This window comes from Candidatus Avelusimicrobium sp. (genome assembly GCF_056976295.1).
In genome coordinates this window covers 1-26,459 of the sequence record NZ_DBMCTG010000015.1, presented here as the reverse complement: position 1 = coordinate 26,459, position 26,459 = coordinate 1, and the positions used below count along the sequence as shown (strand labels likewise).

The following is a 26,459-nucleotide window of genomic DNA, read 5'->3' as shown; positions in this document are numbered from 1 at the left end:
TTGTATTATACACAAAAACTACCCGACCCGCTTTTCCACGCGGCAGATAGCCAACCGGGGAGAGTAAATTGTCCAGTTGGTCATAAAAGGCGTACAATTTTCCAACTTGCCCTGCAAACCAAAGCGTTTGAGGGCATTATCATTAACAAGTTCCGGCCAATCAATAGATATCAAATAAATAGGTCCCTCGTGCGCGGCAATTTTTTGGCGCTGGGCTTCTTCAAAGTGATATCGCAAATACTGCGGCTGTATATTATTGCGTTTTTCGGCACGCTGCTGTTCGTGGGGCGGGTAATCTTCGGGGTGGTATAAAAAGCCGCCCATATAGGTAGCCTTGGGGTTTAACAGCGGGGCCAAATACGCTGACGGCAAGTGCATAAAAAACACCAAGGAATTATCCTCCACCTGCGGTTTTTTGTCAAACACTACGGCTTGGTCAAAATAATCCTCGTGCCGCCAATCGGGTGCTTCGTACCAAAACACCAACAAAGAAAAAAGAAGCCAAGACCCATACAGACACCAACGGGTTTGAACAAAACGGTAAATCACACCGACCAACAAAATACCGCTCAACACCTCCAACACCGCCGCATAACGCAAAATGGAAAATTGGATGAGCCATAAAATATACCCTACCACAAAATAAACCGCAACAGCCAAAAAGGCCCTCTCTCCAAGCGTTTTTAACCGGCGAAAAACAGCCAGAATAGCCCCAATAAACAGGGACACAAAAAGCACAGAGAAACGCATATCTTGAAGGGGAATTTCGCTTACCAGCGCGTTTGGCGAAAAAGCCCAATAAAAAGGATAAAATATCCATTGTAAAAGTGTCTTAGGAAAAAAGCGCGTTTCCGTTACAAAAATGGGGTCAAAATACGGCGAGTGAAAAATTTGGTTGTAATACGGGAAAACCGGATTTTCATACAGGGTGTACCATTTCCACAAAAAATATCCGTCCGCCAATAAAAAAGCCGCCGCGCCAAAGAGTGCAAATAAAAATATGGTTTTAATGGGACGAACGAATTGTTTGCGGCACATAAGCAAAGCGGCAAAAAGGGCCAAACAATATGGAACGGCTGTCAGTTTTAACCCCGCAGCCAACCCGGACAGAAAGGCCGCCGCATATATGCCGCGAACGGAAGATTTGCCTCGTATAAAACGTACCACTAACCATAAGGCCCATATATTTAAAATAGCCAGCGGAATTTCGTTTGTCGTTATTCCTATTTGGGATACTACACCCACCGCCGTTACACCGATAGCGGCTGCCACCGCGGACAAGGCGCGCGGATAGGTTGTTTTGGCAAAAATTTCCTTGCTTAAAAGATATACCGTCCACACCAAAAGGCCGTAGGGCACTCCCATAAAAAAGGCTATCAGGCGCGGATAATTAAAAAAGAATTTAAAAAGGAAATAAAAATAAATATCCGGAAGCGGATTTAAACAGGAGTGTACCCCTGCGCCCATAAAGTCCTGGCCGATTTTCCCGTGTAAAAAGGCAAAGGGATTATACAAATGATAATTAAGCAAATCCCAATTTACATCTTGCCCCACATACACACTAAACAAGCCACCTGCCGCCATCAACAGAAGCGGCAGGAATAACGCACAGACAAACAATTTAATTTTCATCAAAAAGCCTATATTTAAGCAAAGTAAATAAATGACGGAAACCGTCCCTAAACGGCCGCAAATGGGGCTTGTGCGAAGGATGCGCAGGACGTAGAGAAATAGGAATCTCTACATAGCGCCAGTTCTTTTTCCCCGCACGCAAAAGCATTTCGCTGGCGAATTCCATCCCCGGCTGTTTTAGGTGTAAGTCTTCATACAAACTGCGCTTGACCGCCCGCATACCGCCGTTGCAATCATACACGGCAATGGGATATAATGTCCGCAGAACAAAGGACAAAAAGGGCGTACCAAACCAACGGTTAAGCCACGGCATCGCATCTTTTTGCAAAGTATTATTTAAACGGTTTCCCAACACTATATCAGCCTGGTTATTAAGGACCGGAGTAATAAAACGGGCCAAGTCGCAAAACGGATAAGAACCGTCGGCATCAGCAAATACAACAACCTGCCCGCGTGCCGCCAAAATACCCGCATGAAGCGCAGAACCATAGCCGCGCTTGGCTACGGACACCACACGCGCGCCGTATTCGCGTGCAATCCGGGTACTGTCATCGGTGGAATTATTGTCTGCCACTACAATTTCGTAAGGCAGATTTAATACATCGGCCGCTTGGCGGATTTCAATTAAACACACCTGCAAAGAAGGGGCCTCATTCAAACACGGAATTACCACACTAAATATTGCACCGTTCATTTTAAGTTCCCCTCTGATATCTATGTTACTGTATCAAAAATACGACGAAAAGACAACCTCCCTTCAAATGAAAACCCCGGGCAATAAAACCCGGGGCTTTTGCATTGGTTGACAAATACAAGGTTATTTCAGTAAGTTCGTCAAACTGTACGATTTTACTTCCTCTTGCATTTTGGCGATTACTTCGTCCACCGGCAAGGGCTGCGTATTTTCGCCGCCCTTCAAGCGGACAGTCAACTTACCCTCCGCCGCTTCCTTCGCACCGATAATGGCGGTGTACGGGATACGCTGCATATGCGCTTCGCGGATTTTCAGGCCCAGTTTTTCGGGTCTAATATCCAGTTCGGGGCGCAGGCCTGCTTCGCGCATTTTGGCGGCAACTTCTTTGGCGAACGGAATTTGGTCGTCGGTCAGCGTTAAGAGTTTAATCTGCACCGGGGCCAGCCAGAGCGGGAACCACCCGGCATAATGCTCAATAATCACACCGGTAAAGCGTTCAATAGAGCCGAACATTGCGCGGTGAACCATAATCGGGCGTTTGCGGCCTTCCGGGGCCACATATTCCAAATTAAAGCGTTGGGGCAGATTGAAGTCAAACTGAATCGTGGACAACTGCCACAAGCGGCCAATGGCGTCCATAACCTTAATATCAATTTTGGGACCGTAGAAGGCGGCTTCACCCGCGTGGGTGGTATAAGGGATATTATTCGTTTCCAAAACGTGCTTCAAAGCATTTTCGGCGCGTTCCCAATCGGCCACATCACCCGTGAAATGTTCCGGGTGTTCGGGGTCGCGGGTGGAAAGTTCCACAGCGTATTTTTCAAAGCCAAATGTTTTGAAGATGTGCATAGCAAATTCAAAACACTGTTTTACTTCGTCTTCCACCTGTTCGGGGGTGCAGAAGATATGCGCATCGTCCTGCGTAAATCCGCGCACGCGCAACAATCCGTGCAAGGCGCCGGAACGTTCGTAGCGGTACACCGTTCCCAATTCGGAAAAGCGCAACGGCAAGTCGCGGTAACTTCTTAAATGGGTATTATAGATTTCTACGTGGAACGGGCAGTTCATCGGTTTAATTTGGTATTTTTCGCCGTCCACTTCCATCGGGTGGAACATACTGTCGGAATAGAATCCGGCGTGCCCGCTGATTTCAAACAAATGCAGGCGCGCAATATGCGGGCTGACCACCAAGTCATAGCCGCGTTTCAAGTTCTGTTCCTTAATCCAGTCTTCCAAAATTTTGCGCAACATACCGCCCTTGGGGTGCATTAAAATCAATCCCGGGCCGACGTGGTCGTTAATACTGAACAAGTCCAGTTCCGGCCCCAGTTTGCGGTGGTCGCGTTTGGCGGCTTCTTCCTGTTGCTTTACATAAGCATTGAGTTCGTCCTTTGTGTTAAAGCACAAGCCGTAGATGCGTTGGAGCATAGGGCGTTTTTCGTCTCCGCGCCAATATGCACCGGCAATAGTAGTAAGTTTAAAACTGTTAATTTTACCCGTGTGTTCCACATGCGGGCCGCGGCACAGGTCGGCATAGTCGCCGTTTACATAGACGGTAATTTCGCCGTCCGGAAGTTCTTCCAAAAGTTCCAACTTGTATGTTTCGCCGCGTTTTTCAAAAAAGGCTTTGGCTTCCGCCTTGCTCATTTCCTTGCGTTCAAAGGGCTGGCGGGCCTTGATGATTTCCTTCATCTTGGTTTCAATAGCCTTTAAATCTTCGGGCACGAACTGGTGGGGGCAATCAAAATCGTAATAAAAGCCGTTTTCAATAGCCGGGCCGATACCTAATTTGGTACCGGGGAACAACTGCTGCACCGCTTGCGCCATTACGTGCGCGCAGGAGTGGCGCTTAATTTGTAAGTCGTTATTTTCCATACTGGTTTGCGCTATGGTTCTGCCGGCCACAACGACCGGGCCAGAAGCCAAAGGTCCTCAATTAAGATATAATAATTATATCAAATTGCGAGGAACCCGAACGAATATGGACGTAATAAAAAAATACCTTTTTTCCCCTTTTAAAAATGACTGGAAACTGCTGCTTTGCTTATCAATACCCGCGCTTCTGTTAGGTGCGTTTGGTTTAAACCAACTGGGCCGGCTGACAACGGCTAATTTGCTGGCATTGGAAAGCATTAAACTGGTGTGTGAATTTTTATTTTTAGGTGCGCTGTTGTCCCTTTTGCACCTGTTGGGCGTAAAAAACAAGTGGGTATTGGCGAGTGTAGCGTTCTTATATTATTTAACAATGACCGCAGACCTTATTTTGCTGTGGTATTTTAAAGAACGGTTTGGAGCCAAATACCTAAATACAATGGAGGGCGGCGATTATGATTTTTTAAAAGATTGGCGCGTCATCTCCTACTTTGCCGTATTGGCTTCTTTTTGTATTTTTGCCGCCAAAAGGTATTTTCATCCCGCCACGCGCAAAACGGCCTTTACCCGCTTAACCGTGTGTCTGTCGGGCCTTGTGCTGTTATATGCCGCAAATCCGCTTAAATTACTCCCGCAACCCGATAATTTCTATACCGCGTATCTGGTTCCGCCGTCGGTTGTTTATACGGTTAATGCCGTACTTGCCAACCGCCCGGACGCACGTTTGGAGAAAGATTTGCCTGCCCCGGTAGCGCAACTTGCAAAAAAATACAATGTTTTTTCGGCTAAAAATACGCGTGTAGGGAAAAAATATACGCGGGTTGTTTTGATTGCATCAGAGTCGCTTTCCAATAAATATTTGCACCGTGTCAATGCCAACATTCCCCCTCAGGCAAGCGCGCCTTTGGACCGGCTGATGACCGTCTATCCGTCGGCCTCGTTGCAGCACGTTACGCTCTCCACGCTCTATGGCCTTACGGTCATTTTTACCTCGCATCCGTATGCGCAACTGTCATACGAAAACGGCTATCCCGTTTCCTTTGTAAAAGAACTTAAAAAACAGGGGTTTCATACGGCCTTTTTGCGCGGCGCCAACGAAACATATATGGACGAAAACATTTTGTTCAAACAAGCCGGCTTTGACGAAGTAATCGGTGCCACTTATTTTGAAACGCGCCCCGAATACAAAGAATATATTGATTGGTGGGGCTTAACGGACCGCCAACTTTTTAAGTATGCGGGCGAATATTTGCAAAACCACCAAAAAGAACCTCTTTTTATGACGCTCCTTACCGTAGATTCACACGTTCCGCTGGGACGGCTGGATTATTTGGGGCAGGAATATGAGGAAATTGATGCGGAATTTTACAATATTCCCACCTTGCCGCGCGCCTTTGCCCGGTTCGGGCAGGACGTAGAGCACTTTTTGGCAGATTTAAACAAGCGGGGGCTGTTTGACGAAAACACACTTGTTTTAGTAACGGCGGACCACCCGTCCTACTCTAATACGCCTACAAACAAACTGTTTAAACCGTATCAATCCGAATTTGATAATCTGCCGTTTATCATCATCACCAAAACGCCGATTAAAGCCCCCTTGGCAAACAACAAATTAATTTCCCAACTGGATATTGCACCCACGGTGCTGGACTTATTACAGGTAGAGCCGCCAAGCGGATTTTTCGGGCACAGTTTATTTGACACCAAAGTCAAACGCAGTATTTTTGATATCAAAGAAGATTATGCGGTTGTAACCACCGAAAAAGAAAAACTTGTTTTTCCGCTGAACTCGCCGGATAAAAAAGATAAGGAATTAATTAACCTGATGACGACCTTTTGGGTGAAGTAAAAACCTTTTTTACAACAACGACAGATCCTGGACTACAACTTTCCAGGATGACGGCTGCAAGCAACGAAGACAACAACAGATCCCGTACAAAAACACTACGGGATGACGGCAAAAAACAAAAGGTAACAACGACACCAAACAACGGCCACGGCAAGCACACTAACGGGAGGACACCCTTTAAAAAGCAACAGCCCCCGGCAAAGATTTCCGCCGGGGGCTGTTTACATCAGAAACTTAAATTAATTAACCGCCCAACCTTGTCCTTTCAACCCCGAGCATACCGGCTTTCCTTCTTTCTCATATTCGTAACAATAATGCTGCCATTTATTACCCCGACACCGCTCGCCGTCTAAATCATATAAGTTTCCAGTAGAATTAGCGGTATCCGTATAACGATAGGCAGTCCAATAGCAACATTCACTATCACAATACACATCATAAGAAAAATCTTTGGATACACATCTATCTTTTCCTTGAGCACATTTCAAAGCGGCTTCAATATCTATATTGAGTTTTCCACTAGCCGAACCACTTACTTTTCCAACCAGTTCCACATTTCCGCTGGTCGGATACCCTTTTTCAAGCACATACATATCTGCTGCTTTTTCCGCCTGAGCCATCAGCGTAACCACTTCCGTAGCGCGCGCTTTTTCTACTGCGGCAGTATATTGCGGCAACGCCACCGCCGACAAAATGCCGATAATGAGCACCACTACCAGCAGTTCAATTAACGTAAAGCCCTGTTTCATAAGATCTCCTTTAAATTAAAAGTTCTACTCCCCTAGTATAGCAATTTTAGCGCAAGTGGCAACACCTTTTAAACCGCCGTCCTAAACGACGGGAAATATGCTAAAATAAAAATGTGTATTTATATCTTTAATTGGAGGATTTAACCTATGGAAACGACAGCCCAGGGTGGTGGAATGTTCTTCTGGTTTATTCTGCTCGCTTTTGCGTTTATCGTTATTTTTCTGCCGGCCCGTTCGCAGAAAAAGCGTGAACAAGAATTAATGAGCAAAGTAAACGCGCTTCAAAAAGGCGACCAGATTATCATCCCCGGCGGGATTATCGGCACCGTGGCGGGTTTTAAAGACAACGCGCTTGAAGTAAAAGTGGCGGAAAACGTAAAACTCACCGTGCTGAAAACCGCCGTCGTCGGACTTTTAAATGACGTACAACCCGCAGCCAAAGAAGGAGGCGCAAAGTAATGTCTAATAAATTAGCCGTAAAATGGGGACTCATTATCGCCATTTTACTGGGGTCTTTGTATTTAATTTACCCCAACTATAAGTGGTACTCTAAACCGCTGGCCGAGCGCGAAACATTAGATACGCTTGGCGAGCGCCCCAAACGGATGCTGAACTTAGGCCTTGATTTAAGAGGCGGTTCCAGTTTGCTTTTGGAACTGGATGTATCCAAGTTGAGTGCCAAAGAGCCTTTAAACGAAGCCATGGCCCGCGCGGTGGAAATTATCCGCAACCGCATTGACCAGTACGGCTTGGCCGAAACCCAAATCACCCGCCAGGGCGATAAGTGGATTATGGTACAGTTGCCCGGCGTTTCTAACCCGCAACGCGCGGAAGAACTTATCGGTAAAACCGCTATGTTGGAATTCCGCATTGTGAAAAACGATACCTCGGCCGCCCAAAAAGCCATTGAAAAACTGGAAGCCACCGATAAGCCGTTTGACGATAACGGCCTTGTGCTGCCCGAAATTGCCAAATTGGTACCGGAAGGATACCAAATTATGCGCAATAAAGACGGCGGATACAGCGTGGTTACGGCCACGGCCACCGTTACCGGTGCGGACCTGGAAAATGCCCGCGTAGTAATGATGGGCGAAAACGGCTACCCCGAAGTTTCCTTTACGTTTAATGCGGAAGGCAGCAAAAAGTTCGGTCAGTTGACCGGCTCCAACATTGGCAAACAATTAGCCATTGTATTGGATAACACCGTTCAATCTGCCCCCGTGGTGCAATCCCGCATTACCAAAGACGGCCGCATCTCCGGCACATTTACGCCCGAAGAAGCCCGCTCCTTGTCTATCGTATTAAAGGCAGGCGCGCTCCCGGCCCCGGTAAAGGTAATAGAAAAGAAGACGATTGGTCCGACTTTGGGTGAAGACTCCATTAAATCGGGTCTGTCCGCTTCGCTTTATGCGTTCATTGTCATCTTGCTGTTTATGGCTGTGTACTACAAAGCGGCGGGTGTCATTTCCGATATTGCCCTTCTGCTCAACTTCGTGTTTACCGTGGCGATTATGAGTTATTTCTCCGCTACGCTTACTCTGCCCGGTATTGCAGGTATGATTTTGTCCTTGGCTATGGCTATTGACGCAAACGTACTGATTATTGAACGTATGCGCGAAGAAAAGGCCCTCGGCAAACCCGTGTACGAAATTATCAACCTGGGTTACGACAAAGCCTGGTCTGCCATTTTTGACTCCAACATCACCACCATTATCGTGGGTGCTTGCTTGCTGCAATTTGGCACCGGCCCGGTAAAGGGCTTCGCCGTTACGCTTATTATCGGCTTGGTCGTCAGTTTATTTACGGCCGTGTTTGTTACGCGCGCTATCTATGAACTGGTGCTTACCACCAACACCAAGGAGATCAGTTTATGATGCACTTACTTCCTAAAACAAACATTGATTTCCTTAAATTCAGAAAAGTATATTTCACGCTCTTTGGCCTGTTGCTATTGGGCGGTGTGATTTGCTTCTTCACCAAAGGATTCAATATGGGTATTGATTTTACCGGTGGCACGATGGTGCAGGTAAAATTCAACGCCCCCGTGGAAATGGCCGACATCCGCGCTGCGCTCGCGCAGACGGGTGCAAACTCCGAACTACAATCGTTCGGCGACCACTCCTTCGCCATCAGCGAAAAAAGCACCTCCGACGAAGTAGGCGTGGTTCAGGCCCGCATTGAAAAAGCGCTTGATACCTTAAAAGTGCCCTACTCCGTCTTGCAGACCAACTCCGTCGGCCCCGCCGTGGGCGAAAATATGACGGAAAGAGCCTTGTGGTCTGTGCTTTTGTCCTTGGTGTTTATCATCATTTATGTAGCGTTCCGTTTCAGCAACATTTTGTGGGGCGTATCCGGCGTAGTAGCCTTGTTCCACGATTTGTTTGTAATGGCGGTGGCGTTTTCGCTTACGCAGCGGGAAATTGACCTCGTGGTCGTAGCGGCCTTCTTAACGGTGGCCGGGTTCTCTATTAACGACACGATTGTTATTTTTGACCGTATGCGCGAAAATTTCCGTCTGCATCCCAAAATGGACTTTGGTCAAATCATCAACCTGTCCATTAACGAAACGCTCTCCCGCACGATTATCACCACTTTAACGGTGCTGTTTGCGCTCGTGGTGTTGTATTTCTTCGGCGGCGAAGTGATTAACTCCTTTGCGTTTGCTATGCTCGTAGGTTGTATTGCCGGTGTATATAGCACCATTGCGCTTACAACCCCCTTGGTGTACGCTTGGAACAATGGCGAAAATAACGACGGCAGCGATTTGAAGAAATCCGCCGCCAAACCGGCCACAAAAGCCGAAGTGGAAGCGTTTGTAAAAGAGCAGAAACCTGCCAAAACTATTACCAAAATCAAACGCACCCGCAGAAGCAAAAAATAAGTCTTTTAAGGGAGTTTCCCCAGAGGGGAACTCCCCGTTTTACACGGTCATCCGGAATATCCGGGTTACGGTGCCAAACGGTAAGGAACAGTATGAGAAAAATTAAACGCTTTAAAATTGCCCCCCGCCAACGCGAAATCTTGCGCCGTTTACTGCGCGAATTGCCGCTTTTGCGCCGCGCCGGGTTTACGAGTGAGGCGGAAGTTTCGGCGTTTATTTTATCCATTTTTAAACTGTTGGACCCGGGCGTAGTGTATGAATTTAACCAAGATGCACATTGGGAATTAGATGAAGCAAGCGCTATCCATAAAGAAATGTTCAGCGCTTGCGCCGTAACACTGGGGGCCAAGGCCGAACCCTTTTTAGCCACCCTTACCAACGAGGACCGCAAAACGGCGGCAATGATTGTTCTGTTGGAGTTTTTAAAGAGTGCGGTATCCTTTGTAGCGGACCTGGTAAAAGAGCAGGCCGAAAAAGAGGAATGCGAAACGCAAGAGGTTCAGTTTGTGTATTTGCCCCCTTTCGGTTTGGCTATTGCGCCCAAATTGTTGCGTGAAGCCGCCCTATTGGAAGCCCCCCTTGCACAAAAAGCATTACCGGTTATTTTAGAAAAACTAAACTCGGAAAAAATTGACCTTTCCGCCCAAGAGGGAAGCTTATCCCCCTTTATGTCCGCCGTATTTTTAGTACCGTGGCAAAAATCCCGCAAAAAAGGTAAAAAATAATGTTTCAACCCACGTCATTAGAAAAGAAAAAAATCTCTTGGAAGCACGTCATCGGTTCCACCTTGGCGTACTGGTACACAATGTTTTTAGGCTGGACGACAAAAATTTATTGGTTCAAGAGTGAGGAAGCCCTAAAATTTGACCGCGAAGGCCAAAACTATATTTTCGGTGTTTGGCACAACCAACAGTTGTTTTTGTTATACCCCTACCGCGGGCAAAAAATTTGCGCCTTGATTAGTTTGAGCGACGACGGCGAATATATTGCCCGCTGTCTGCCGCATTTTGGGATGAAAGCCGTACGCGGCAGCACCACACGCGGCGGGGCCAGAGCGCTTATCAAACTTAAAAACATTGCCGAGGCCGGGTATCACCCTATGCTTACGCCGGACGGTCCGCGCGGGCCGATTTACAAGGTCCAGCACGGCATTTTATTTTTGGCCCTCAAAACAGGATTGCCGATTATCCCGGTGGGCACGGCGCTTAGCCACAAAATAAAAGTAGGATCGTGGGATAAAATGCGCGTACCGCTGCCTTTTGGCAAAACCGCACTCACCTATGGCAAAGCGGTCTATGTCCGCTCTGACGCGGAAATGGAGGCCGCCGCGGCGGAACTGGAAAAGCAACTTAACTGGGCGACGGACCAATCGGAGCGTTTTATCAATAAAAAGCCCTTTGACACGCAAAAACCGTAAAAATTATTTTCCCCTCATAACTCAGGGGGTTTTTTATGATGAAAACCCCGGCCTGAAAACCGAGGCTTTTTTTATTGACCACGGTACAGGTGTGGTGATTGGAGAGACGTGCGTAATTGGTGCCAATGTAAAACTCTATCAGGGCATTACCTTAGGGGCAAAGAGTTTCCCCTTGGACGAACACGGCAACCCCGTCAAAGGCATAAAACGCCACCCCAATATTGAGGATGACGTCATCATCTATGCGGAAACCACCGTTCTTGGCAACGTAACTATTGGCAAGGGCAGCGTTTTGGGCGCCAACAAGTGGATTACCCTCGACGCTCTCCCCACACTCTCAAATATAGCCCTACGGGCTGCGCCACTTTATGTCCCGACAGTTGATACCCCAGGATAAACGTGAAAAAACACACAAAGATATTATTTTTAAAAGTATCCTCATTATATTAAAATATTTCAAAAAGACCTTTTTATAAACTTTTCAACAAATTTCACAATTTCAAGGAACTTTTCCGTTTTAGCCGATTGCAAAAATTATTCTTATGCACGGAAATAAAATTTTAAACCCCGCCCCGGTATTATATCCGAGACGGGGGCAAAAAGAAGTTCTCCATTTTTTTGCTTAATGACCCGGAATATATGTCAAGCAATTCTGCTCACAAAAGCCATATCCGCTACAAGGCTTTGCCGGCTCAGTTGAACAAACATATTTGATATGATAAGCGTCTTCTACATCGCAAGTAACCCAACGTCCTTTATCATCCTTGTAAGAGGGACAATCCTCAGGAAGGGTACCGCCAGTCAAATACTTATAATAAACCGCATTTGTATTTTTACCGGACACGCAAGCGGAATAGGCATCACCGTAATTTTCATATGTATCACTAGTCATATTCGGATAACCGCCACTTATTCTTTCAACACATTTAAAATAATAGGTTTTAACAGAACTTGGGTCGCAGTCTATGTCGCATTTGCAAGTTTCTTCATTCCAGGAATATTCACCATCATACAATTGTATCTTACTAGGCGCTATAGTCCCAACACCCGTTGATCCAGATGAAGAAGACCATACTTGTTTAGAGCAGATTTTATAAGCCTTACCGGAACAAGAGGTATAGGTCTTAGTATTATTATAGCGGTCCTCACAAACGCAACGTCCACTAGAATCCGCAATTTTTCCATCCGGGCAATCCGTTTTTGTACACTCGGCTACCGTTTTACTGCACGCGCCCCATTCGCCGCGAACCCACTCGCCTGTGGTGCTGTCGCACGTTACCGTACGCGTTTGCGTTCCGCAAGTATTGCAAGATTGGCTGCTGTCAGGCTGCGTACCCGTGCAAGCGCAACTGTCCGAAATGGAACACGCACTCCACGCGCTCCAAGTACCCGTAGTCGTATCGCAGGTTCTCGTTTGTGTGCCGCCGTTTTTGCATCCGCACGCTTGCGTAGAAGAACCTTCACAAGTTTTCGGTGTATTATCGGGTTTTTCATCCGCCGCGCACTCCGCGCCGCTCGTGTAGTCCGCTTTGGCGGTCAGTTCACTGCACAACGGATAATTTTTATTTAACTTGGCGCATTGTTCCGCGCTATCACAGCACAAGCGTCCGTCCCGGTAAGACGGCATCTTTAAAGTATAGCCGTATTTACCAGTGCTGGCCGCTTCTATGCCCGTGTTCTTTAATGTGTAATTAAAGTTCTTAGTGTTTAACGAGGCCAAATTGACCGCGGCCGCGTCTGTGGTATAGTTTTTATCCAGGGAGCAGCGTCTTTCCTGTTCCGTTCTCACGGCTGCCATCATTTCTTCGGCTTCCGTCGTTTTGCGAGTTTCAATTACTTTGCTGAACTTCGGTAAGACCACCGCGGACAATACGCCTATCACGATGACCACTACCAAAAGTTCCGTAAGCGTAAACGCTTTCTTCTTTCGGTTATTCTTCATTTTCCCTCCTCTTAAAATAGGGGACGTACGGATAGTGTTGCGTACGCCCTATGGCTTTCTGTCTTGTTAGAGGAGGGACAGAAAGAATTAGCAAGACACCTTTTTTAGCGGCTTTCAACTGCCGCATACGGTCCCCCTCACAGGCTCGCCATTAGATAAAATCTACAAAAAAATTAAAAACCGGGTCAAGCCCTTGTGTTGCACGGAACGGAATTTACCCAGTTTTTTGTGGAATATCAAAAAGCCTTTATTTTACCCTTTCCTAGAATTAAAAACCCGGGGCAGAAAAATATTCCGACCCGGGCGCAATCAAAAAGTTACTTCTTAATACTATTTAAGGGCTTCCAACATAGCAGGGATAACGTCGTACAAATCCCCCTGAACGGCATAATTAGCCACCTTCATCATAGGGGCTTCGCCGTCTTTGTTAATGGCTACAATCACGTCGGAGCCGCTCATCCCGGCCATATGCTGTATTTGGCCCGAAATACCGCACGCAATATAAAGTTTCGGTTTCACCGTGCGGCCCGTCAGCCCGATTTGGTAGCGGTAGTCAATCCACCCGCTGTCCACCGGGGCGCGGGAAGCCGCCACGGCTCCGCCCAAACGGTCTGCCAATTTTTTAAGCAAGTCAAAGCCATCCGCTTTACCTACACCGCGGCCTCCGGCTACGATTACTTCGGCTTCCGAAAGGTCCAGGCCTTCTCCCTCGCTTTTAATAAATTTGATAAACTGCGCCAAAGAGGTATATTTTGCCGCATCAAACGGGAATTTTACCACTTCGCCCGTCCGGCCCGCCTGCAAAGCGGCCTTTTCATAAGACATCGGGCGCAGGGAACACATTTCCGGGCGGGTGTGCGCACAAGTAATGGTAGCCATTAAATTGCCGCCAAAAGTCGGGCGCGTGGCGTGGAGTTGTCCGTCTGCCGGGTTAATCAGCACTTCCGTAGCATCTGCCGTTAGCCCGGTGCCAACAAACACCGCCGTTTTGGCCGATAACGAACGCCCCATATTGGTAGCCGGGAGCAAAAACTTGTTGGGCTTGTAGGCTTCAATCATTCCCGCCAAGGTTTTGGCATAGATATCGTCCACATAGTTTTCAAGGGCTTTGTCGTCGCAGACATACACCACATCAGCGCCGCGGGCAAACAAATCTTGGGCAAAGCGTTCCACCTGATAGCCTAAAAGCACCGCACATAATTTTTCGCCCAAATCATCGGCTAGTTTGCGGCCTGCGGTTAAAAGTTCAAAGGCGGTAGGGCTTAATTTACCGCGCTGGGCTTCGGCAAAAATCCAAACATTTTTAAAATCTTTCATATCGTTTTATCCTTAAATATACTTGGCATCCTTTAAAATTTTAACCAAATTGGCGGCCTTTTCCTTACCGTTGGCACCCTCTACGGCAACAGAACAAACTTCGCGCTTGGGCACGAACGACTTTACCACGCGGGTGGGGCAGTTTTTTATACCCAATTTATTTTTATCCGCACCGATATCGTCCGCCGTCCACTTGGTAACCTCGGCCCGTTTGGCAAGCATACGGCCCTTTACGCTTCTCACGCGCGGGCTGTTGATTTCCTTTACCACGGACAGCACACACGGAAACGGCAGTTCCACAACTTCGCTTCCGTCCTCGGTCAAGCGTTCCACCACAATAGATTTGGGCTTTACTTCTACCACTTTTTTTACAAATGCCGCATTGGGCATTTGAAGCCAAGCGGAAATCTGCGGCCCGATATGGCCGGTATCACTATCGTTAGTTTGTTTGCCACAAATAATCAGGTCCACGGGGCGGATAGAATTAATCTTTTCAAGCCCTTTGGATAAGGCATAACTGGTGGACCAGGTATCCGAACCCGCAAAGGCCATATCGCCCAGTTGATAGACGTAATCTGCGCCGCGGGCTATGCTGTCGCGCAAGACGGCTTCGGCTTGCGGCGGGCCCATCGTAATAACGGACACCACTCCGCCCACTTGTTCCTTTAAGGTTGCGGCTTCTTCCAGGGCGTACTCGTCAAAAGGATTCATCGCGCTGGCGGCGCCGGAGCGGATTAAACATCCGGTGGCCGGGTCAATTTTTACATTATCAGATTTGGGGGTTTGTTTAACACAGGCTACAATGTGCATAAAAGTTTACTCCTCATCGCCTTTGGCGGCATATTCTTTAATAAGCGCCGTGATAATTTCGTTCTTTTGAATATGCACGGTGCCCTCGTAAATTTGGGTAATTTTGGCGTCGCGCATATACTTTTCAAGCGGGAAATCGCGCATATAGGCAACCCCGCCGCAAAGTGTTACGCACTCGTCGGCCACTTCCATAGCCACGTTGGAGCAGAACAACTTGGCCTCGGCACTGTATTTGGTCCAGCGTACGCCTTTTAATTTTTTGAGTTCGTCGTGCACCGTAGTACCGTTAGCCAACGCATTTTTGACAGCGGGCAAATATTCCGTATCCATACGGTGCGTGAGTGAATATACAAGCGCACGGCCCGCTTCGGTTTTGGCGGCAAGTTCGGCCACTTTGTGCCCCAAGGCCTGGAACGTAATAATCGGCTGCCCGAACTGTTTGCGGGTACGCAAGTAAGGAATCGTCTCGTCCAGCGCGCCCTGCGCAATACCTACGGCCTGCGCGGCCACACCGGGGCGGGAATAATCTAATGTTTCCTGCAAATACAAAAGTCCGCGGCCCTCGCTGCCAAGCAAGTTGGCTTTCGGTACGCGGACATTTTCAAAAATAAGTTCGTAAGTAGGATTAGAGCGGATACCCATTTTTTCTTCTTTTTTCCCAAAAGAAAAACCGGGCGTACCCTTTTCAATAACGAGCAGCGAAATACCGCGCGCCCCGCGGGCCGGGTTAGTATTGACGGCTACGGTGTAGAAATCTGCTTCCTTGCCTGTGGAAATAAAGTGTTTTGTACCGTTTACCACATAAAAATCTCCGTCCTTAATGGCGGTAGTTTTTAAGGCGGTAGCATCAGAGCCGGCTTCGGGTTCCGTCAAGGCAAAGGCCCATAATTTTTTGCCGGAAGCCAAATCGGGGCACCACCGTTCGCGCTGTTCCTTGGTAGCGGCTAAAAACATCGGGATAGCCCCCAAAGCACTCGTACCAGGCGTTAAAGCAAGGCCGGCGCACACGCGCGAAAGTTCTTCAAATGCCATAGCAAGGCAGGTAATCCCGCCGCCCAGACCTCCGTATTCTTCGGGAAGCCACAGCCCCATAATGCCGGATTTTTTGTATTCTTCAAGCATTTCTTTGGAAAACTGTTCCTTGGCGTCCATTTCGGCACGCAAGGGTTTTAATTTCTTTTGCGCCAGTTCCCGGGTTGTATTGAGAACTTCCTGCTCCATTTCGTTAATTGCGTAATCCATTATTTATCTCCCTGATTAAAATTTTTAGAGGGTTTGCGGTAACGGCGGCGGAAAAAGCGCCGTTTGCCGCCGTTCTTTTTAGTGGGCGGAACTAAACTGCGGTATAAGCGTTCCTGCTTTTTAACCATTGTGGAAGCCGTAAATTCCGCAAAATCGCGGTGGTCAATCGCGGCTTCAAACCGTTCGCGCAAAGCGGCGTGGCGCAAGAGCACCTTCAACTTATCGGCAAAAGTGTTAATATCGTTGGGTTTCACTAAAAAGCCCGTCTTGTTATTGGTAATCACCTCGCCGATGCCGTCCACATCATAGCAAACGGCGGGCACGCGCATTGCCATCGCTTCCAAAAGGGACATTGGCAACCCTTCACGCAAAGACACGCTGGCATACACATCACTGATTGCCAGCAGTTCCAGGGCATCACTTCTCCACCCGGGAAAAAGTACCTGCTTTTCAATACCTAAATTTTTGGCCAAATTTTCAGCCGTCTGTTTAAGAGGGCCTTCCCCCGTAAAAATAAAATAGACGTTCTTCATTTGGCTTAACACCTTATAAGCCGCCAACACAAAATGAATCGGGTTTTTAAGCGGTTTAAAATTAGCAAGGGCTAATACCACCTTGGCATTGGCCGGAATTTTGAAAGAGGCCTTCTTGGCGGCTGGGTCAAACTTCAATGGCAAAATGGGATTAAAATTAATCCCCGCGCGGATGAGTTCCGTCCTCACACCCTTGCCAATACCCAGTTGCTTGGCTTCGGCGGCATTGCGGCGGGAAACAAACACAAGCACATTCGTAAAGCGGGAGCAGAACTTTTCCACCGCCACAAAAAATTTAAACTGTCTTGCGCCGTGTTCCTTGGCAAAGCCCAAGCCGTGAAAGGTGTGCACCACCTTGGCTTTGCGCCAAAACAAGCGTGCGGCAATCCGCCCCAATACGCCTGCTTTGGGGGCGTTGGTATGCACAATATCAGGCTTTACTTGGCGTAAAACGCGGCCCATTTGCCACACCGCCCAGATATCGTGAAATATATAACGCGGGCGGATATCGTGGCGCAAGGCGGAAATAAAAAATACGCGGCCGGCATCATTTTTCAGTTTAAAATCCAACCGTCCTCCGGGGGCGGTTGCCAAATAGGTTTCAAACTGCTGTTTATTTAGGGTTTTTAATGTAGTCAGCACGCTGGCTTGCGCGCCGCCTTGGTCCATACGGGTAATAAAGTACAGAATTTTCGTCTTTTCCATTTAATTAATCGTCCCTGTGGTAGTATTTAAGATACGGGCATTGGGGAAGTAATATTTAATAATTCCTTTATAATCCATACCTTTTTTGGCTAAACCGTCCGCCCCCTGCAAGCACAGGCCGTAACCAAACCCGGTATCATAACCGCGCACCAAGACGCTTTTGATATTTTTCCCCTTGTAGAGCGGAACAATATCAAACAGGTTGGAACGCATTGTGCCGGCGCTTAAAATAAACGCGGCTTCCTGCGGGGTTTTGGCTTCGTACGAGCCTTTGCTGCCCTCAAACCGTATGGACAAAATGCGCCCGTTAGGCGTTAGCGAAGTGGGCATAATGGCGCGCAATTTGCCGATATTTTGTTTGTAGGCGATACGGTTTTGAATCTCTTTTCCGTCGTAAACATACATCCACTTAATGCCGGACCATTGGGTCGGGTCCTGCGGGCGGGAATACAAATCGGCCGGAGGATTGGATAAGAGATATTTGCTTACATTGGCGGGCGAGAAAATATAGCCCGGTTTATCCGCGGTGTTTTGAATTTGGTCCGCGGTCAGGACGCCGCAATTATCATACGAACCTGCCTGCGCCTGGGTAAGGCGGATTTTGGCAGATTCTTTGGAGGCATCCAAAAGCGTTTTAAAGATAAGGTTAATTCCTTTAAATTTAAAATCGGTATCATTATCTGTAATAAAATAGGGCCGGTCTTTTTGTTCTTCTGCCGCCTGCAACAAAGCCGAACGGAGCACCACGGCAAACGCTTCCAAGGCCGCCGGATGTGTGATGCTCTGCACGCGGGAAGCAAGCAAGGCCGGAATTAAATCTTCGGCATTTACATTATTAACCAACATAAACCCGCCGGACGTGGGCACAACAATCAATTCGCCTTGCAATTCTTTATCACTCAAATCAGCCGAAAAAATATTTTCAGCCTGCGCATTTTTAATAAGCAAGGTCCGTTCCGGGTGAACGAGTGAAATGGTAAACGGCCGCTTGGCGGAAAATTCTATATGACCTTTGGCATTTTGCAAATCCACGCCGCCCGTCAGCGGGTTAAAAACAATCTGCTTGTCTATATACGACGGCACACGCAGCACCTCACCCAGTTTTTCGTCCGTTACTGTTGCAGTGCCGGAGGGTTGGAAAGAAATCGCCTGTAATTCTTGCGGGGTTTGTTCGCGGTTAGCATAGAGAGCCATTTTTATTTTTGGCGAAGGCGTAGAGGGCAGTTCGTGCACAATGGGTTGGTCCAAGCGCAAATAAAACAAGTAATCAATACTTTTATTTCCAAACTCTTTGGAATATTTGGCGATTTTTTTAGCCAGTTGTTTATTATCGGGGTCCAGACTATAAAGGGTAGCGTAATACTGCCAAGAGCGGAGTTTGTTTTTATCCTTTTCAGCCAGTTGGGCAAACAGTTTAGCCGCCGCGTAGTTTTTACTGTCGTGCGTTAAAGCCTGCTGCAAAAACACCGGGGCCAGATGGCGCGAAGCCTTCATTTCCGCGGCTATTTTGCCCAACATATAAGATACAAAGGAAATATTATACGGGTTAGCCGTATATAAGTATTGCCACTCGGCGGCGGATTTTTCTTTATTTCCGCTTAAATACCAAGATAACGCATTACCCGTTTTGGACGAAGAAACATATTCAAAATCGGCGGTCAGGTACATCAAATCATCAAACGATTTACGCGCTTTTTTATATTTTCCGGCGGCTAAATATGTCCACCCGCGCGTAAGTTCCATAAAGGGGTCGTCCGGGTTTAGTTCACACGCGCGGTTGATATACGACAAAGCCTGCTTGACTAGGCCGCGCTGCAAGGATAAAACAGATAATTCCAAATTTGCCGCGGCGGCGAGTTTGCTGTCTGCGGCGTTTTCAAAGGTTTTATAGGAAAAATAACACTCGTCGGGTTCCCCCGCCGCACACTTTTGGGCCACTTCCGCAAGTTCTGGCGGCAAGGAATAATTTAACACACTTTTATGCAAGACGGTTTCGTTTAACTTGCTGTCTGCGTGCTTGGCGGCCAGCGAGGCTTTGCTAACCGTCTGTGCCGGCAAAACATTACTATCCGCCGCAGTCGTTTGCGAAAAACCCGCCCCCACACCAAACAAGACTAAAAAACCCGCAAAAAAGATATATCTTCTCATATACAAATTATACCAAATACAGTGCCCCAGCGGACGGCACGCTGTAAGGTTTCTATACGGAGTCCATTAATAGGTTTCAGAATCTACCGATTGTGTCGCTAGTCGTTGCCGTCATCCTGGAAAGTTGTAGTCCAGGATCTGTCGTTACTCAATAAGAGGAAAACAACAGATACTGGACAGAAACCTTCCAGTATGACCTTGTTGGATAACGACACAACAAACTACCCAAGCAGTAGATCCTGAACTAAATTCAGGATGACCTCTTTTTTATAAAAGGCCATTTTCCATTGTCATCCCCGAGGGTTTGGTGAATATGTTCTTCCTTCGTCATCCCCGAAGGTTTCTGTCGGGGATCTGTCGTTATTAATAAAAAACACTAAAAAACCTCCGCGCCGGGCGGAGGTTTTAAACAAGAACTTAATTACAAACTAGCGGCAGGCCTTAACCAAATTTCCGCAAACACAACCTCTTTTAGGGTTAAATTGGCAAGAATTTCCCTGATACCACCCACAATCGCAGGCACACTTGGAATCACTCCAAGTACCCCCGCAACTTTCGCACGTAACCCGGTTGGTATCATTCTCACAAGTATTTCCACCCGATCCGCTATCGCCGCCGCCCCCGGTGGACACTCGGGCCTTGGATTTAAGCAAGTAAGAGGTATATTTCGGTGTCTTGCACTCCTGAGAGGTTCCCTCCCCCGGTTCTTTTACCCGGCAGTTCCAAAACGCACAATAATTGTATCCATAGTTTGCGTTTCCATAGGAATCACTCCCCATACGAAACAAACATCCGATTGCATAAGATTTGGCACGTTTAGATAAATCAGAAGGTCCGATATCTCCAATATCATTTCCACAAGAGGCATTATTCACAAGTTCAGTATTACTATTGCTACCATAACGTCCGTCCAAAATAGGCGTCGCAGTATAGAATCTCCTACCGGCATTAAAACTTTCCTGTTCATAAAAGGAGGGATCTCTGCGGGTGCTTGCCCACGTCGCCAAATTATAAGCGTGAGCATCTCCCCCATTAACGCCGTGCTCATTACATATTTCAGTAAAGAAATCCGCCCAATTAGCCTTAGACATTGCTTGTATTGAGCCTTCCTCAAAGCAATAAACACAATCACATTGTACATCATACTTGCGGGAAGCATCCCCCGGTTGATACCACGGAGCACTTTTACCCGACAAATAATCAGAATTATTGCCAATATACTCCTTTACGTCCACATATTCGGTACCCCATACGCTTTCGCCCTCGGTGTTTGAAGAGGAATTATAATCGCATTGATATTCGTTGCTCCACTCCATTTCTTTATCCAAATAGGCGGAATTTTGCGAACCTTTGTTAATTTTAGCGGTGGAGGCAATCTCCATATTGTCCGTTTTTCCACCCATTACGGATATGTCGTTCCCGTAAATAGTATTTGTTACTTTGCTCTTATGGAAATTCGTATCTTTAAACGTAACATCATTCGCCATAATGCGCCCTGCCGTTACCGTTCCGCCGTTTTCTATGCTCAGGTTTTCTCCTAAACGGTATTCGGGTGTATTGGTGCTACCCAACGTTGTTCCGTTTTGGATATCTATTTGTTTTAAATACGCACCCGCCCCTTTGATGATAATATCCCCTACGCCAGAGCGCGTATTACAAAAGTTAAGATATCCGCTGCTGCTATCCCCGTCTTTGCCCACACGCGTAACGTGTGTAGGATCTGCCGCGTCCAAGCGGGCAAAGTTACCCACCGGGGCTGACATTATGGTTACAAACTGCATCTGCTCCGCATTGACGGCTGTAAATAACAGCATACAGGCGGAGATAAGTGTGATTTTTTTCATTTTTTCCCCTTGCATAAACGGCCCAAACGGCCTTTTATACGCGTTTTTATACGGCGACTATATCCGGGTATATCCGGTCCTAATGCTCAAAATTTTAGCAAAAAAAAAAACGGAAACAACACTTTTAAAAGGGATAACGGAAAACCAACGACAAAAACCCCGGGGAAAGAAATTCTCCGGGGTGGCAACATAAGATATTAACTTAACAGTCTAATAAATAGAATTCCATCTGCGGGTGGTAAACGAAAATTCCACGCGGCGGTTGGTTCTGCGTCCATCGCTGGAATTATCCAGGGTAAGCGGTCTGTCCTTGCCGTACGAGTGGATGCGGATGCGCTCCGCATTTACCCCGCGGCTAACCAAATACGCCTTCATCGCGGCGGCGCGGGAAGCACCCAACCAATAGTTATATTCCGCCGTGCCGAGCACGTCTGTATGGCCCTCTACAATCAAGTGCAAGGAAGTTTTATCTTTCATTACATTAGCCACCTTATCCAAGAAAGGATAGGCATATTCCGGCGGGCGGATAGAGTCAAATTCGTAAGTAATCGCGGGCAAGCGCAAGGTTTTCGCCATACGCGCTTCGCTCTGATTATAGAGTTTTTCGTTCTTCTTGGCCTGTTCGTCAATCACCGGGTCGCGCTTGGCGGGACGCGGAATATCCTCGTCATTTTTTTGCGAGGATGCACACGCAAACAAGGCTGCTGAACATAAAAATAATAAAAAGGTTCTTAATTTCATATAAAAATCCTCCTGTTTTGATTATAGCAAAAGCGCGCCCGCTACGGATAATTTTATTTTCAAACGTGTTATCCACACACTGTGGATAAGTTGTGGATAACTTACCCGGCACTCTACATTTAAGGTTTAAAAGGGGCTTTTTTACAGGCTCAAACGGCAACAGGTTTTCACACCCTGTGGATAAGTCTGTTTTTCTGTGGATAACTTGCCCATTGTATAGGGGAATAAAATAAAAACTTCCATTTTTCCCGTCGGGGATTTTCTAAAAGGCCCCATTTTGCCTATTTTTTAAACTTTTTCAAAAAACTGTTGACAAGTTTACTTTTTTTTGCATAAAACGCCTCTTTTCGGGCATTTTTATTGTTTTTTAAGCGTAATTTTTGTGGAAAACGTAATTTTATCCACACCGCCCCGTATTTTTATGCTTCCGCTCTCTGCCCCCGGCACACTTTCCAAGGTGCCCAAGCCCGCGTTCCATACCAAATACGGCGGGCTGAACCGCACCGCAGACGGCACATAATCAAACAAGAAACCGCCCTTTAAACGCGCCTTGACGCGCAAGGCAACCGTATTACCCGGTACCAACTCCTTAGCCGATAAGGCGGCCTGCAAACGCTTTAACGAGGCTTTTTCGGGCGCAGTAAGCAGATACCCAAGCGGCAACGCGCCGAACCAATCCGTTTCCCCGGGTCCATAGGCCAAAGCAAAATCGCGTCCATAGGTTTTATTTACCCGCTCCAAAGAGGCCTGCGCCACGGCCAATTCGCTTTGTTCTCCCGCCACAAACACGCGGGCATTATCGGGCAAAGTTCCCCAATTTCCGGCCTCGGATTTGGGCGAAAAAAGCGCGAGCGCGCCAAATAACTCAGGTTTATAGAAAAGTTCCTTTGCCACCCGAGCGGCTGGCTCCCCCTGCACCGCCAGCACGCGGCGGGAAGGCGTGGCAAGCGTTAAATAATTGGTATCAATGTATGGCACCAACTCGCGCGCTAAAAAACGCACGATTTTGTCCGCCTCTTTATAATCTTCTTCTTTAAAATTAACCGCCACCGCCAACACCTGTTCTTTAGCGGCTAATGCGTGCCCGGCCTCGGCCTGCTTTGGTCCCGGCCCAAACAAATACACCACCGGGTAGCGTTTGGAAAGGGGCACAAATTCTTCGGGCAAAAAAACGGTAAGCGTATATTTATCGCCCATAATTTCGGACGGAAAATGCACAAAGGTTTCGCGTCCGGGATTAATAATCAGGCGGGATTCTTCCGCCCGGCAAAGGCCCGCGCAAAGCAGGCAAACAAGTAAAATAAATAGTTTTTTCATAGGGGTATTGTACCATATCCCCTAGGCCGGGGCCTAATTTTTCTTGGGTCCAAAGACCCTTGTTTGCGCCCACAGAAACAGGTATTCTATAAATGTACAAATGAGAAAAATGTGGGGTAATTATGAAAAACAAAAACAACTTGCGCTTTTTGTTAGCGCTGGGAGGAACGCGAATTGTTGTACTGAAAAACGAGGATAATTTTAATTTTTACGCCAATCAGGAAAAGAACCGCTTTAAAGACGGCGCAAACGCCGAACGATTGATAGAAGCCATTGCCGCCGGCAATTAATTTTTTTCCCTCCTCCTTTCCCCGGGCCACGCGCCCGGGTTTTTTGTGCCCCGGCACGCGCGGATATAATGGTATAATAACAATATGAAAAAACACCTTTTTTTAGCGGCCTTATTATGCGCCGCCTTATCGGCTTCGGCCCAAAACTCCCTGCAAAGCGCCCTGCCGCTTCTGCAAAAAAATAACCGCACCGCGGCGGAAAACCAGCGCGTGTTGCAAATTTTCCGCTCCTCCAAAGACCCCGACACCGTTTTTGCCGCCGGGGCCAGTTTGGTAAAAAATCCGCCGTCCAAGGCGCAGGAGCCTGCCCTTTTTAACTTAGTTTTGAAGAACGACGACGCTCTCAAACAAACCTTTGCCGCCGTTATTATTACGGCTATGGGGGCGGTATATGAGGAATTAACCCCCGTTTTGCAAAATGCCCTGCAAAGCAAGGACCTTGTTTTGCGCTCGTACGCCGCCGGGGCTTATGGCATTATAAACCCCAACGACCAGAACTATGCGCTTGATGTGGTACGCTTGTACGCTTACGACCCGGCCTTTGCCGTCCGTTCCTTAAATGTGCTGACGGACGATGCCAAGGCGCAACTGAAATATTTAAAGCAGGCCGCGTCCTCCGCTGATGACAACACCCGTGCCGCGGCCGCTGCGTGGCTTACCTCTTTGCACAGCGAAGGTTCCGCCAAACAACTTTTGAAGATGGCCAAAACGGAAACGGTGCCCTCGGTACAGAGCCAAATTGCTACCGGACTTGCCAAAAACCGCGCTTACACCTTGGCGGCAGTAGCCAAAGAACTCCGCCGCGATTATAATTCCCCCGCCGCGGCCACTTACGCGCTTGCGCTTGGGTTTATGACGGGCAACGCCGTGGATACAGTACGAAAGGGACTGCTGTCAGCCAACAAAAACGAACGTATTAATGCCGCCCGCGCCGCCGCATATATGGCGGGTGTACTGTCCAACCCTGATGCTTTTACTTATACGTCGGACCGCGCCTTTGACACCGGGCTTTTAAAAAGTTTAATTCCACAGTTGAAAGTGCTCGTGCAAACAGGCGACGAAAATGTACGCATTTACGCGCAAAACGCGCTTACGCAAATTGAAAAATTAATGAATTAATATGCAACAACCTATTATTAAAGCCAAAAAGTTGGACCCGCGCGCCCTGCTCCCGCACCGCGCACACGCGACCGATTCGGGCGCAGACTTGTTCGCCTTGGAACGCACCGTTTTGCCTGCACATACGGTAGTGAAAGTTCGCACCGGGATTGCCGTGGAACTGCCGGAAAACACCTCGGGCATTATTTGGGGCAAAAGTTCGGTGGAAAGCAAAGGCATTAAAGCAATGGCAGGACTCGTGGATGCACCGTACCGCGGGGAACTGCTTGTGTGTATGTACAATTTAAACGACAGCGAATTTGTGTTTGAAGCCAGACAAAAAGTTGCGCAACTGGTAGTTTTGCCCACGCTGTACCCGTCGTTTGAAGAGGCCAATGAACTTTCCGGCACGTCCCGCGGCACAGGCGGCTTTGGCAGTACGGGCAGCAAATAATTGGAGTAAATTTGGTAAGTAACAACCCCGGGAAATACATCTCCCGGGGCTGTTTTTAAAATACGACTTAATCTTTTATTGGGGATCTACACAAGAACGCGGGCATTCCTCTTTGAGAAACGTTATCATAATAGTATCCAGTTTATCATAAACGGTCCCTTTTTCTCTGTAAACCAATCTTCCGTTATAACACGTTAACTGATTCACCGGCACCATTTTCTTTTCGCTCGTTCCCGTAGAAAATTGTGCCGACATATTGGTAACCGATCTTACACAAGTGCTATGCGGGCAAGAGGAAGTACATCTTCCCAGCCCTGGATAACTTACAGTCTTGCTATCAGGTGTATCGCAGTTACTTGGGGCCCCCCAAGCATAAGACATAGACGTTGAAGACGGGGCATCAGAACGACAACATTTATTAGAAGACGACTCATAGGTATAACCACTTGGGCACGATTTCGGAGTTTCATCAGGGGTTGCCTTTTCCGGCTCTCCGCAGACCAAATACACCTCTTCCTTGTTTTTGAGTTTTAATTTCTGCCAACTCATTGTTTCCCCCTCACATTTAGGGAATTTATAGCCGAACAGATTTAATTCGTTCAAATACATATTATCCGCTTGCAGCGTGTAACCTTGCTTGTAGTTGCCTACGCGCAAACTGGTTTCAAAATTAAAATCACCCACGCCATTACCGCTACCAATGCGCGCGGTGCTACCTTCTATTGCAGGCGCATCATTTAGTTCCAGTTTTCCCCCTGCAATCTTTAATAAGTTATTTACGCGCAACGATTTACCTGTATTAAAACCCTCGTCTGCCGTACAGCCCAAGTTCATTTGGCAGGCAGAGGTTAAGCCGACGTCCATTTGTTTCATTACATCTACCTGGCTATATGCCACATATTTCACCGGGAAATACGTTACCAT

General features: G+C 47.5%; 23 protein-coding genes and 1 pseudogene. 10 read left to right on the top strand and 14 right to left on the bottom strand.

Annotation, left to right across the window (positions count from 1 at the left end; all coding sequences use genetic code 11):
- Positions 1–18 precede the first annotated feature (18 nt).
- The 3 genes from ACZOTW_RS06490 to thrS form a co-directional block, all read right to left on the bottom strand.
- On the bottom strand, positions 19–1,632 hold the full coding sequence (locus tag ACZOTW_RS06490) for a hypothetical protein (protein ID WP_483997804.1): 1,614 nt from the start codon (positions 1,630–1,632) through the stop codon (positions 19–21).
- The gene (locus tag ACZOTW_RS06485; protein WP_483997803.1) at positions 1,622–2,326 is read right to left on the bottom strand and encodes a glycosyltransferase family 2 protein; all 705 of its coding nucleotides are present in this window, start codon (positions 2,324–2,326) and stop codon (positions 1,622–1,624) included. Before ACZOTW_RS06485 ends, ACZOTW_RS06490 begins: the two co-directional genes overlap by 11 nt.
- Positions 2,327–2,449: 123 nt before the next feature.
- Positions 2,450–4,201: a threonine--tRNA ligase gene (thrS, locus tag ACZOTW_RS06480; protein WP_177746280.1), complete on the bottom strand. Its 1,752-nt coding sequence runs from the start codon at positions 4,199–4,201 to the stop codon at positions 2,450–2,452.
- 106 nt (positions 4,202–4,307) lie between these two features.
- Here thrS and ACZOTW_RS06475 point away from each other — a divergent pair, with 106 nt between their 5' ends.
- Positions 4,308–6,047, top strand: a complete 1,740-nt coding sequence (locus ACZOTW_RS06475; RefSeq protein WP_483997802.1) for an LTA synthase family protein — start codon at positions 4,308–4,310, stop codon at positions 6,045–6,047.
- Positions 6,048–6,286: 239 nt separating this feature from the next.
- Here the strand turns inward: ACZOTW_RS06475 and ACZOTW_RS06470 are convergent, their stop codons facing one another.
- On the bottom strand, positions 6,287–6,796 hold the full coding sequence (locus ACZOTW_RS06470; protein ID WP_483997801.1) for a type II secretion system protein: 510 nt from the start codon (positions 6,794–6,796) through the stop codon (positions 6,287–6,289).
- A gap of 147 nt (positions 6,797–6,943) precedes the next feature.
- Here ACZOTW_RS06470 and yajC point away from each other — a divergent pair, with 147 nt between their 5' ends.
- The 6 genes and pseudogenes from yajC to ACZOTW_RS06440 form a co-directional block, all read left to right on the top strand.
- A complete protein-coding gene (gene yajC / locus ACZOTW_RS06465) occupies positions 6,944–7,255 on the top strand; it encodes a preprotein translocase subunit YajC (protein ID WP_177746284.1) in 312 nt (103 codons plus the stop codon).
- Positions 7,255–8,670, top strand: a complete 1,416-nt coding sequence (gene secD, locus ACZOTW_RS06460; protein WP_177746286.1) for a protein translocase subunit SecD — start codon at positions 7,255–7,257, stop codon at positions 8,668–8,670. The genes yajC and secD overlap by 1 nt, the downstream gene beginning before the upstream one ends.
- Positions 8,667–9,677: a protein translocase subunit SecF gene (gene secF / locus ACZOTW_RS06455; protein ID WP_428038076.1), complete on the top strand. Its 1,011-nt coding sequence runs from the start codon at positions 8,667–8,669 to the stop codon at positions 9,675–9,677. The genes secD and secF overlap by 4 nt, the downstream gene beginning before the upstream one ends.
- 92 nt (positions 9,678–9,769) lie before the next feature.
- Positions 9,770–10,402, top strand: coding sequence for a hypothetical protein (locus ACZOTW_RS06450; protein ID WP_483997800.1), 633 nt, complete (start codon positions 9,770–9,772; stop codon positions 10,400–10,402).
- A complete protein-coding gene (locus ACZOTW_RS06445) occupies positions 10,402–11,094 on the top strand; it encodes a lysophospholipid acyltransferase family protein (protein ID WP_177746292.1) in 693 nt (230 codons plus the stop codon). The genes ACZOTW_RS06450 and ACZOTW_RS06445 overlap by 1 nt, the downstream gene beginning before the upstream one ends.
- A gap of 67 nt (positions 11,095–11,161) precedes the next feature.
- Positions 11,162–11,491, top strand: a pseudogene (locus ACZOTW_RS06440) (serine O-acetyltransferase); the annotation flags it as partial.
- Between the two features lie 225 nt (positions 11,492–11,716).
- Here ACZOTW_RS06440 and ACZOTW_RS06435 read toward each other — a convergent pair.
- The 9 genes from ACZOTW_RS06435 to ACZOTW_RS06395 form a co-directional block, all read right to left on the bottom strand.
- The gene (locus ACZOTW_RS06435; protein WP_483997799.1) at positions 11,717–13,036 is read right to left on the bottom strand and encodes a prepilin-type N-terminal cleavage/methylation domain-containing protein; all 1,320 of its coding nucleotides are present in this window, start codon (positions 13,034–13,036) and stop codon (positions 11,717–11,719) included.
- A 330-nt stretch (positions 13,037–13,366) separates the two neighbouring features.
- Positions 13,367–14,353, bottom strand: coding sequence for an electron transfer flavoprotein subunit alpha/FixB family protein (locus ACZOTW_RS06430; protein ID WP_483997798.1), 987 nt, complete (start codon positions 14,351–14,353; stop codon positions 13,367–13,369).
- Between the two features lie 12 nt (positions 14,354–14,365).
- A complete protein-coding gene (locus ACZOTW_RS06425) occupies positions 14,366–15,163 on the bottom strand; it encodes an electron transfer flavoprotein subunit beta/FixA family protein (protein ID WP_483997797.1) in 798 nt (265 codons plus the stop codon).
- 6 nt (positions 15,164–15,169) lie between these two features.
- Entirely contained in the window at positions 15,170–16,405 is a 1,236-nt protein-coding gene (locus ACZOTW_RS06420; protein WP_483997796.1) for an acyl-CoA dehydrogenase family protein, read from the bottom strand.
- Complete coding sequence (locus ACZOTW_RS06415) at positions 16,405–17,643, bottom strand: glycosyltransferase family 4 protein (RefSeq protein ID WP_428045965.1); 1,239 nt, start codon at positions 17,641–17,643, stop codon at positions 16,405–16,407. Before ACZOTW_RS06415 ends, ACZOTW_RS06420 begins: the two co-directional genes overlap by 1 nt.
- Positions 17,644–19,791: a SpoIID/LytB domain-containing protein gene (locus tag ACZOTW_RS06410; protein WP_483997795.1), complete on the bottom strand. Its 2,148-nt coding sequence runs from the start codon at positions 19,789–19,791 to the stop codon at positions 17,644–17,646.
- Positions 19,792–20,219: 428 nt separating this feature from the next.
- Complete coding sequence (locus tag ACZOTW_RS06405; RefSeq protein WP_483997794.1) at positions 20,220–21,635, bottom strand: hypothetical protein; 1,416 nt, start codon at positions 21,633–21,635, stop codon at positions 20,220–20,222.
- A gap of 210 nt (positions 21,636–21,845) precedes the next feature.
- Entirely contained in the window at positions 21,846–22,376 is a 531-nt protein-coding gene (locus ACZOTW_RS06400; RefSeq protein WP_177746742.1) for an OmpA family protein, read from the bottom strand.
- A gap of 357 nt (positions 22,377–22,733) precedes the next feature.
- Positions 22,734–23,693, bottom strand: a complete 960-nt coding sequence (locus ACZOTW_RS06395) for an alpha/beta hydrolase-fold protein (RefSeq protein WP_483997793.1) — start codon at positions 23,691–23,693, stop codon at positions 22,734–22,736.
- Positions 23,694–23,815: 122 nt separating this feature from the next.
- On the opposite strand from ACZOTW_RS06395, the gene ACZOTW_RS06390 reads away from it, so the two are divergent.
- The 3 genes from ACZOTW_RS06390 (at position 23,816) to dut (ending at position 25,535) form a co-directional block, all read left to right on the top strand.
- A complete protein-coding gene (locus ACZOTW_RS06390; protein WP_483997792.1) occupies positions 23,816–23,983 on the top strand; it encodes a hypothetical protein in 168 nt (55 codons plus the stop codon).
- Between the two features lie 84 nt (positions 23,984–24,067).
- Positions 24,068–25,102, top strand: a complete 1,035-nt coding sequence (locus ACZOTW_RS06385) for a HEAT repeat domain-containing protein (protein WP_483997791.1) — start codon at positions 24,068–24,070, stop codon at positions 25,100–25,102.
- A gap of 1 nt (position 25,103) precedes the next feature.
- Positions 25,104–25,535, top strand: a complete 432-nt coding sequence (gene dut, locus ACZOTW_RS06380) for a dUTP diphosphatase (RefSeq protein ID WP_483997790.1) — start codon at positions 25,104–25,106, stop codon at positions 25,533–25,535.
- A 75-nt stretch (positions 25,536–25,610) separates the two neighbouring features.
- Here dut and ACZOTW_RS06375 read toward each other — a convergent pair.
- Positions 25,611–26,459: hypothetical protein (locus tag ACZOTW_RS06375; RefSeq protein ID WP_483997789.1), on the bottom strand; the 849-nt coding region annotated here is incomplete at its 5' end.

Bases quoted from the DNA above. Each gene is read 5' to 3' on its own strand.
- yajC (WP_177746284.1), top strand. From the start codon at position 6,944: ATGGAAACGACAGCCCAGGGTGGTGGAATGTTCTTCTGGTTTATTCTG.
- ACZOTW_RS06400 (WP_177746742.1), bottom strand. From the start codon at position 22,376: ATGAAATTAAGAACCTTTTTATTATTTTTATGTTCAGCAGCCTTGTTT.
- ACZOTW_RS06485 (WP_483997803.1), bottom strand. From the start codon at position 2,326: ATGAACGGTGCAATATTTAGTGTGGTAATTCCGTGTTTGAATGAGGCC.
- ACZOTW_RS06430 (WP_483997798.1), bottom strand. From the start codon at position 14,353: ATGAAAGATTTTAAAAATGTTTGGATTTTTGCCGAAGCCCAGCGCGGT.
- ACZOTW_RS06490 (WP_483997804.1), bottom strand. From the start codon at position 1,632: ATGAAAATTAAATTGTTTGTCTGTGCGTTATTCCTGCCGCTTCTGTTG.
- ACZOTW_RS06435 (WP_483997799.1), bottom strand. From the start codon at position 13,036: ATGAAGAATAACCGAAAGAAGAAAGCGTTTACGCTTACGGAACTTTTG.
- ACZOTW_RS06395 (WP_483997793.1), bottom strand. From the start codon at position 23,693: ATGAAAAAACTATTTATTTTACTTGTTTGCCTGCTTTGCGCGGGCCTT.
- ACZOTW_RS06425 (WP_483997797.1), bottom strand. From the start codon at position 15,163: ATGCACATTGTAGCCTGTGTTAAACAAACCCCCAAATCTGATAATGTA.
- ACZOTW_RS06385 (WP_483997791.1), top strand. From the start codon at position 24,068: ATGAAAAAACACCTTTTTTTAGCGGCCTTATTATGCGCCGCCTTATCG.
- ACZOTW_RS06405 (WP_483997794.1), bottom strand. From the start codon at position 21,635: ATGAAAAAAATCACACTTATCTCCGCCTGTATGCTGTTATTTACAGCC.
- ACZOTW_RS06410 (WP_483997795.1), bottom strand. From the start codon at position 19,791: ATGAGAAGATATATCTTTTTTGCGGGTTTTTTAGTCTTGTTTGGTGTG.
- ACZOTW_RS06450 (WP_483997800.1), top strand. From the start codon at position 9,770: ATGAGAAAAATTAAACGCTTTAAAATTGCCCCCCGCCAACGCGAAATC.
- thrS (WP_177746280.1), bottom strand. From the start codon at position 4,201: ATGGAAAATAACGACTTACAAATTAAGCGCCACTCCTGCGCGCACGTA.
- ACZOTW_RS06390 (WP_483997792.1), top strand. From the start codon at position 23,816: ATGAAAAACAAAAACAACTTGCGCTTTTTGTTAGCGCTGGGAGGAACG.
- ACZOTW_RS06420 (WP_483997796.1), bottom strand. From the start codon at position 16,405: ATGGATTACGCAATTAACGAAATGGAGCAGGAAGTTCTCAATACAACC.
- secD (WP_177746286.1), top strand. From the start codon at position 7,255: ATGTCTAATAAATTAGCCGTAAAATGGGGACTCATTATCGCCATTTTA.
- ACZOTW_RS06475 (WP_483997802.1), top strand. From the start codon at position 4,308: ATGGACGTAATAAAAAAATACCTTTTTTCCCCTTTTAAAAATGACTGG.
- secF (WP_428038076.1), top strand. From the start codon at position 8,667: ATGATGCACTTACTTCCTAAAACAAACATTGATTTCCTTAAATTCAGA.
- ACZOTW_RS06445 (WP_177746292.1), top strand. From the start codon at position 10,402: ATGTTTCAACCCACGTCATTAGAAAAGAAAAAAATCTCTTGGAAGCAC.
- ACZOTW_RS06415 (WP_428045965.1), bottom strand. From the start codon at position 17,643: ATGGAAAAGACGAAAATTCTGTACTTTATTACCCGTATGGACCAAGGC.
- dut (WP_483997790.1), top strand. From the start codon at position 25,104: ATGCAACAACCTATTATTAAAGCCAAAAAGTTGGACCCGCGCGCCCTG.
- ACZOTW_RS06470 (WP_483997801.1), bottom strand. From the start codon at position 6,796: ATGAAACAGGGCTTTACGTTAATTGAACTGCTGGTAGTGGTGCTCATT.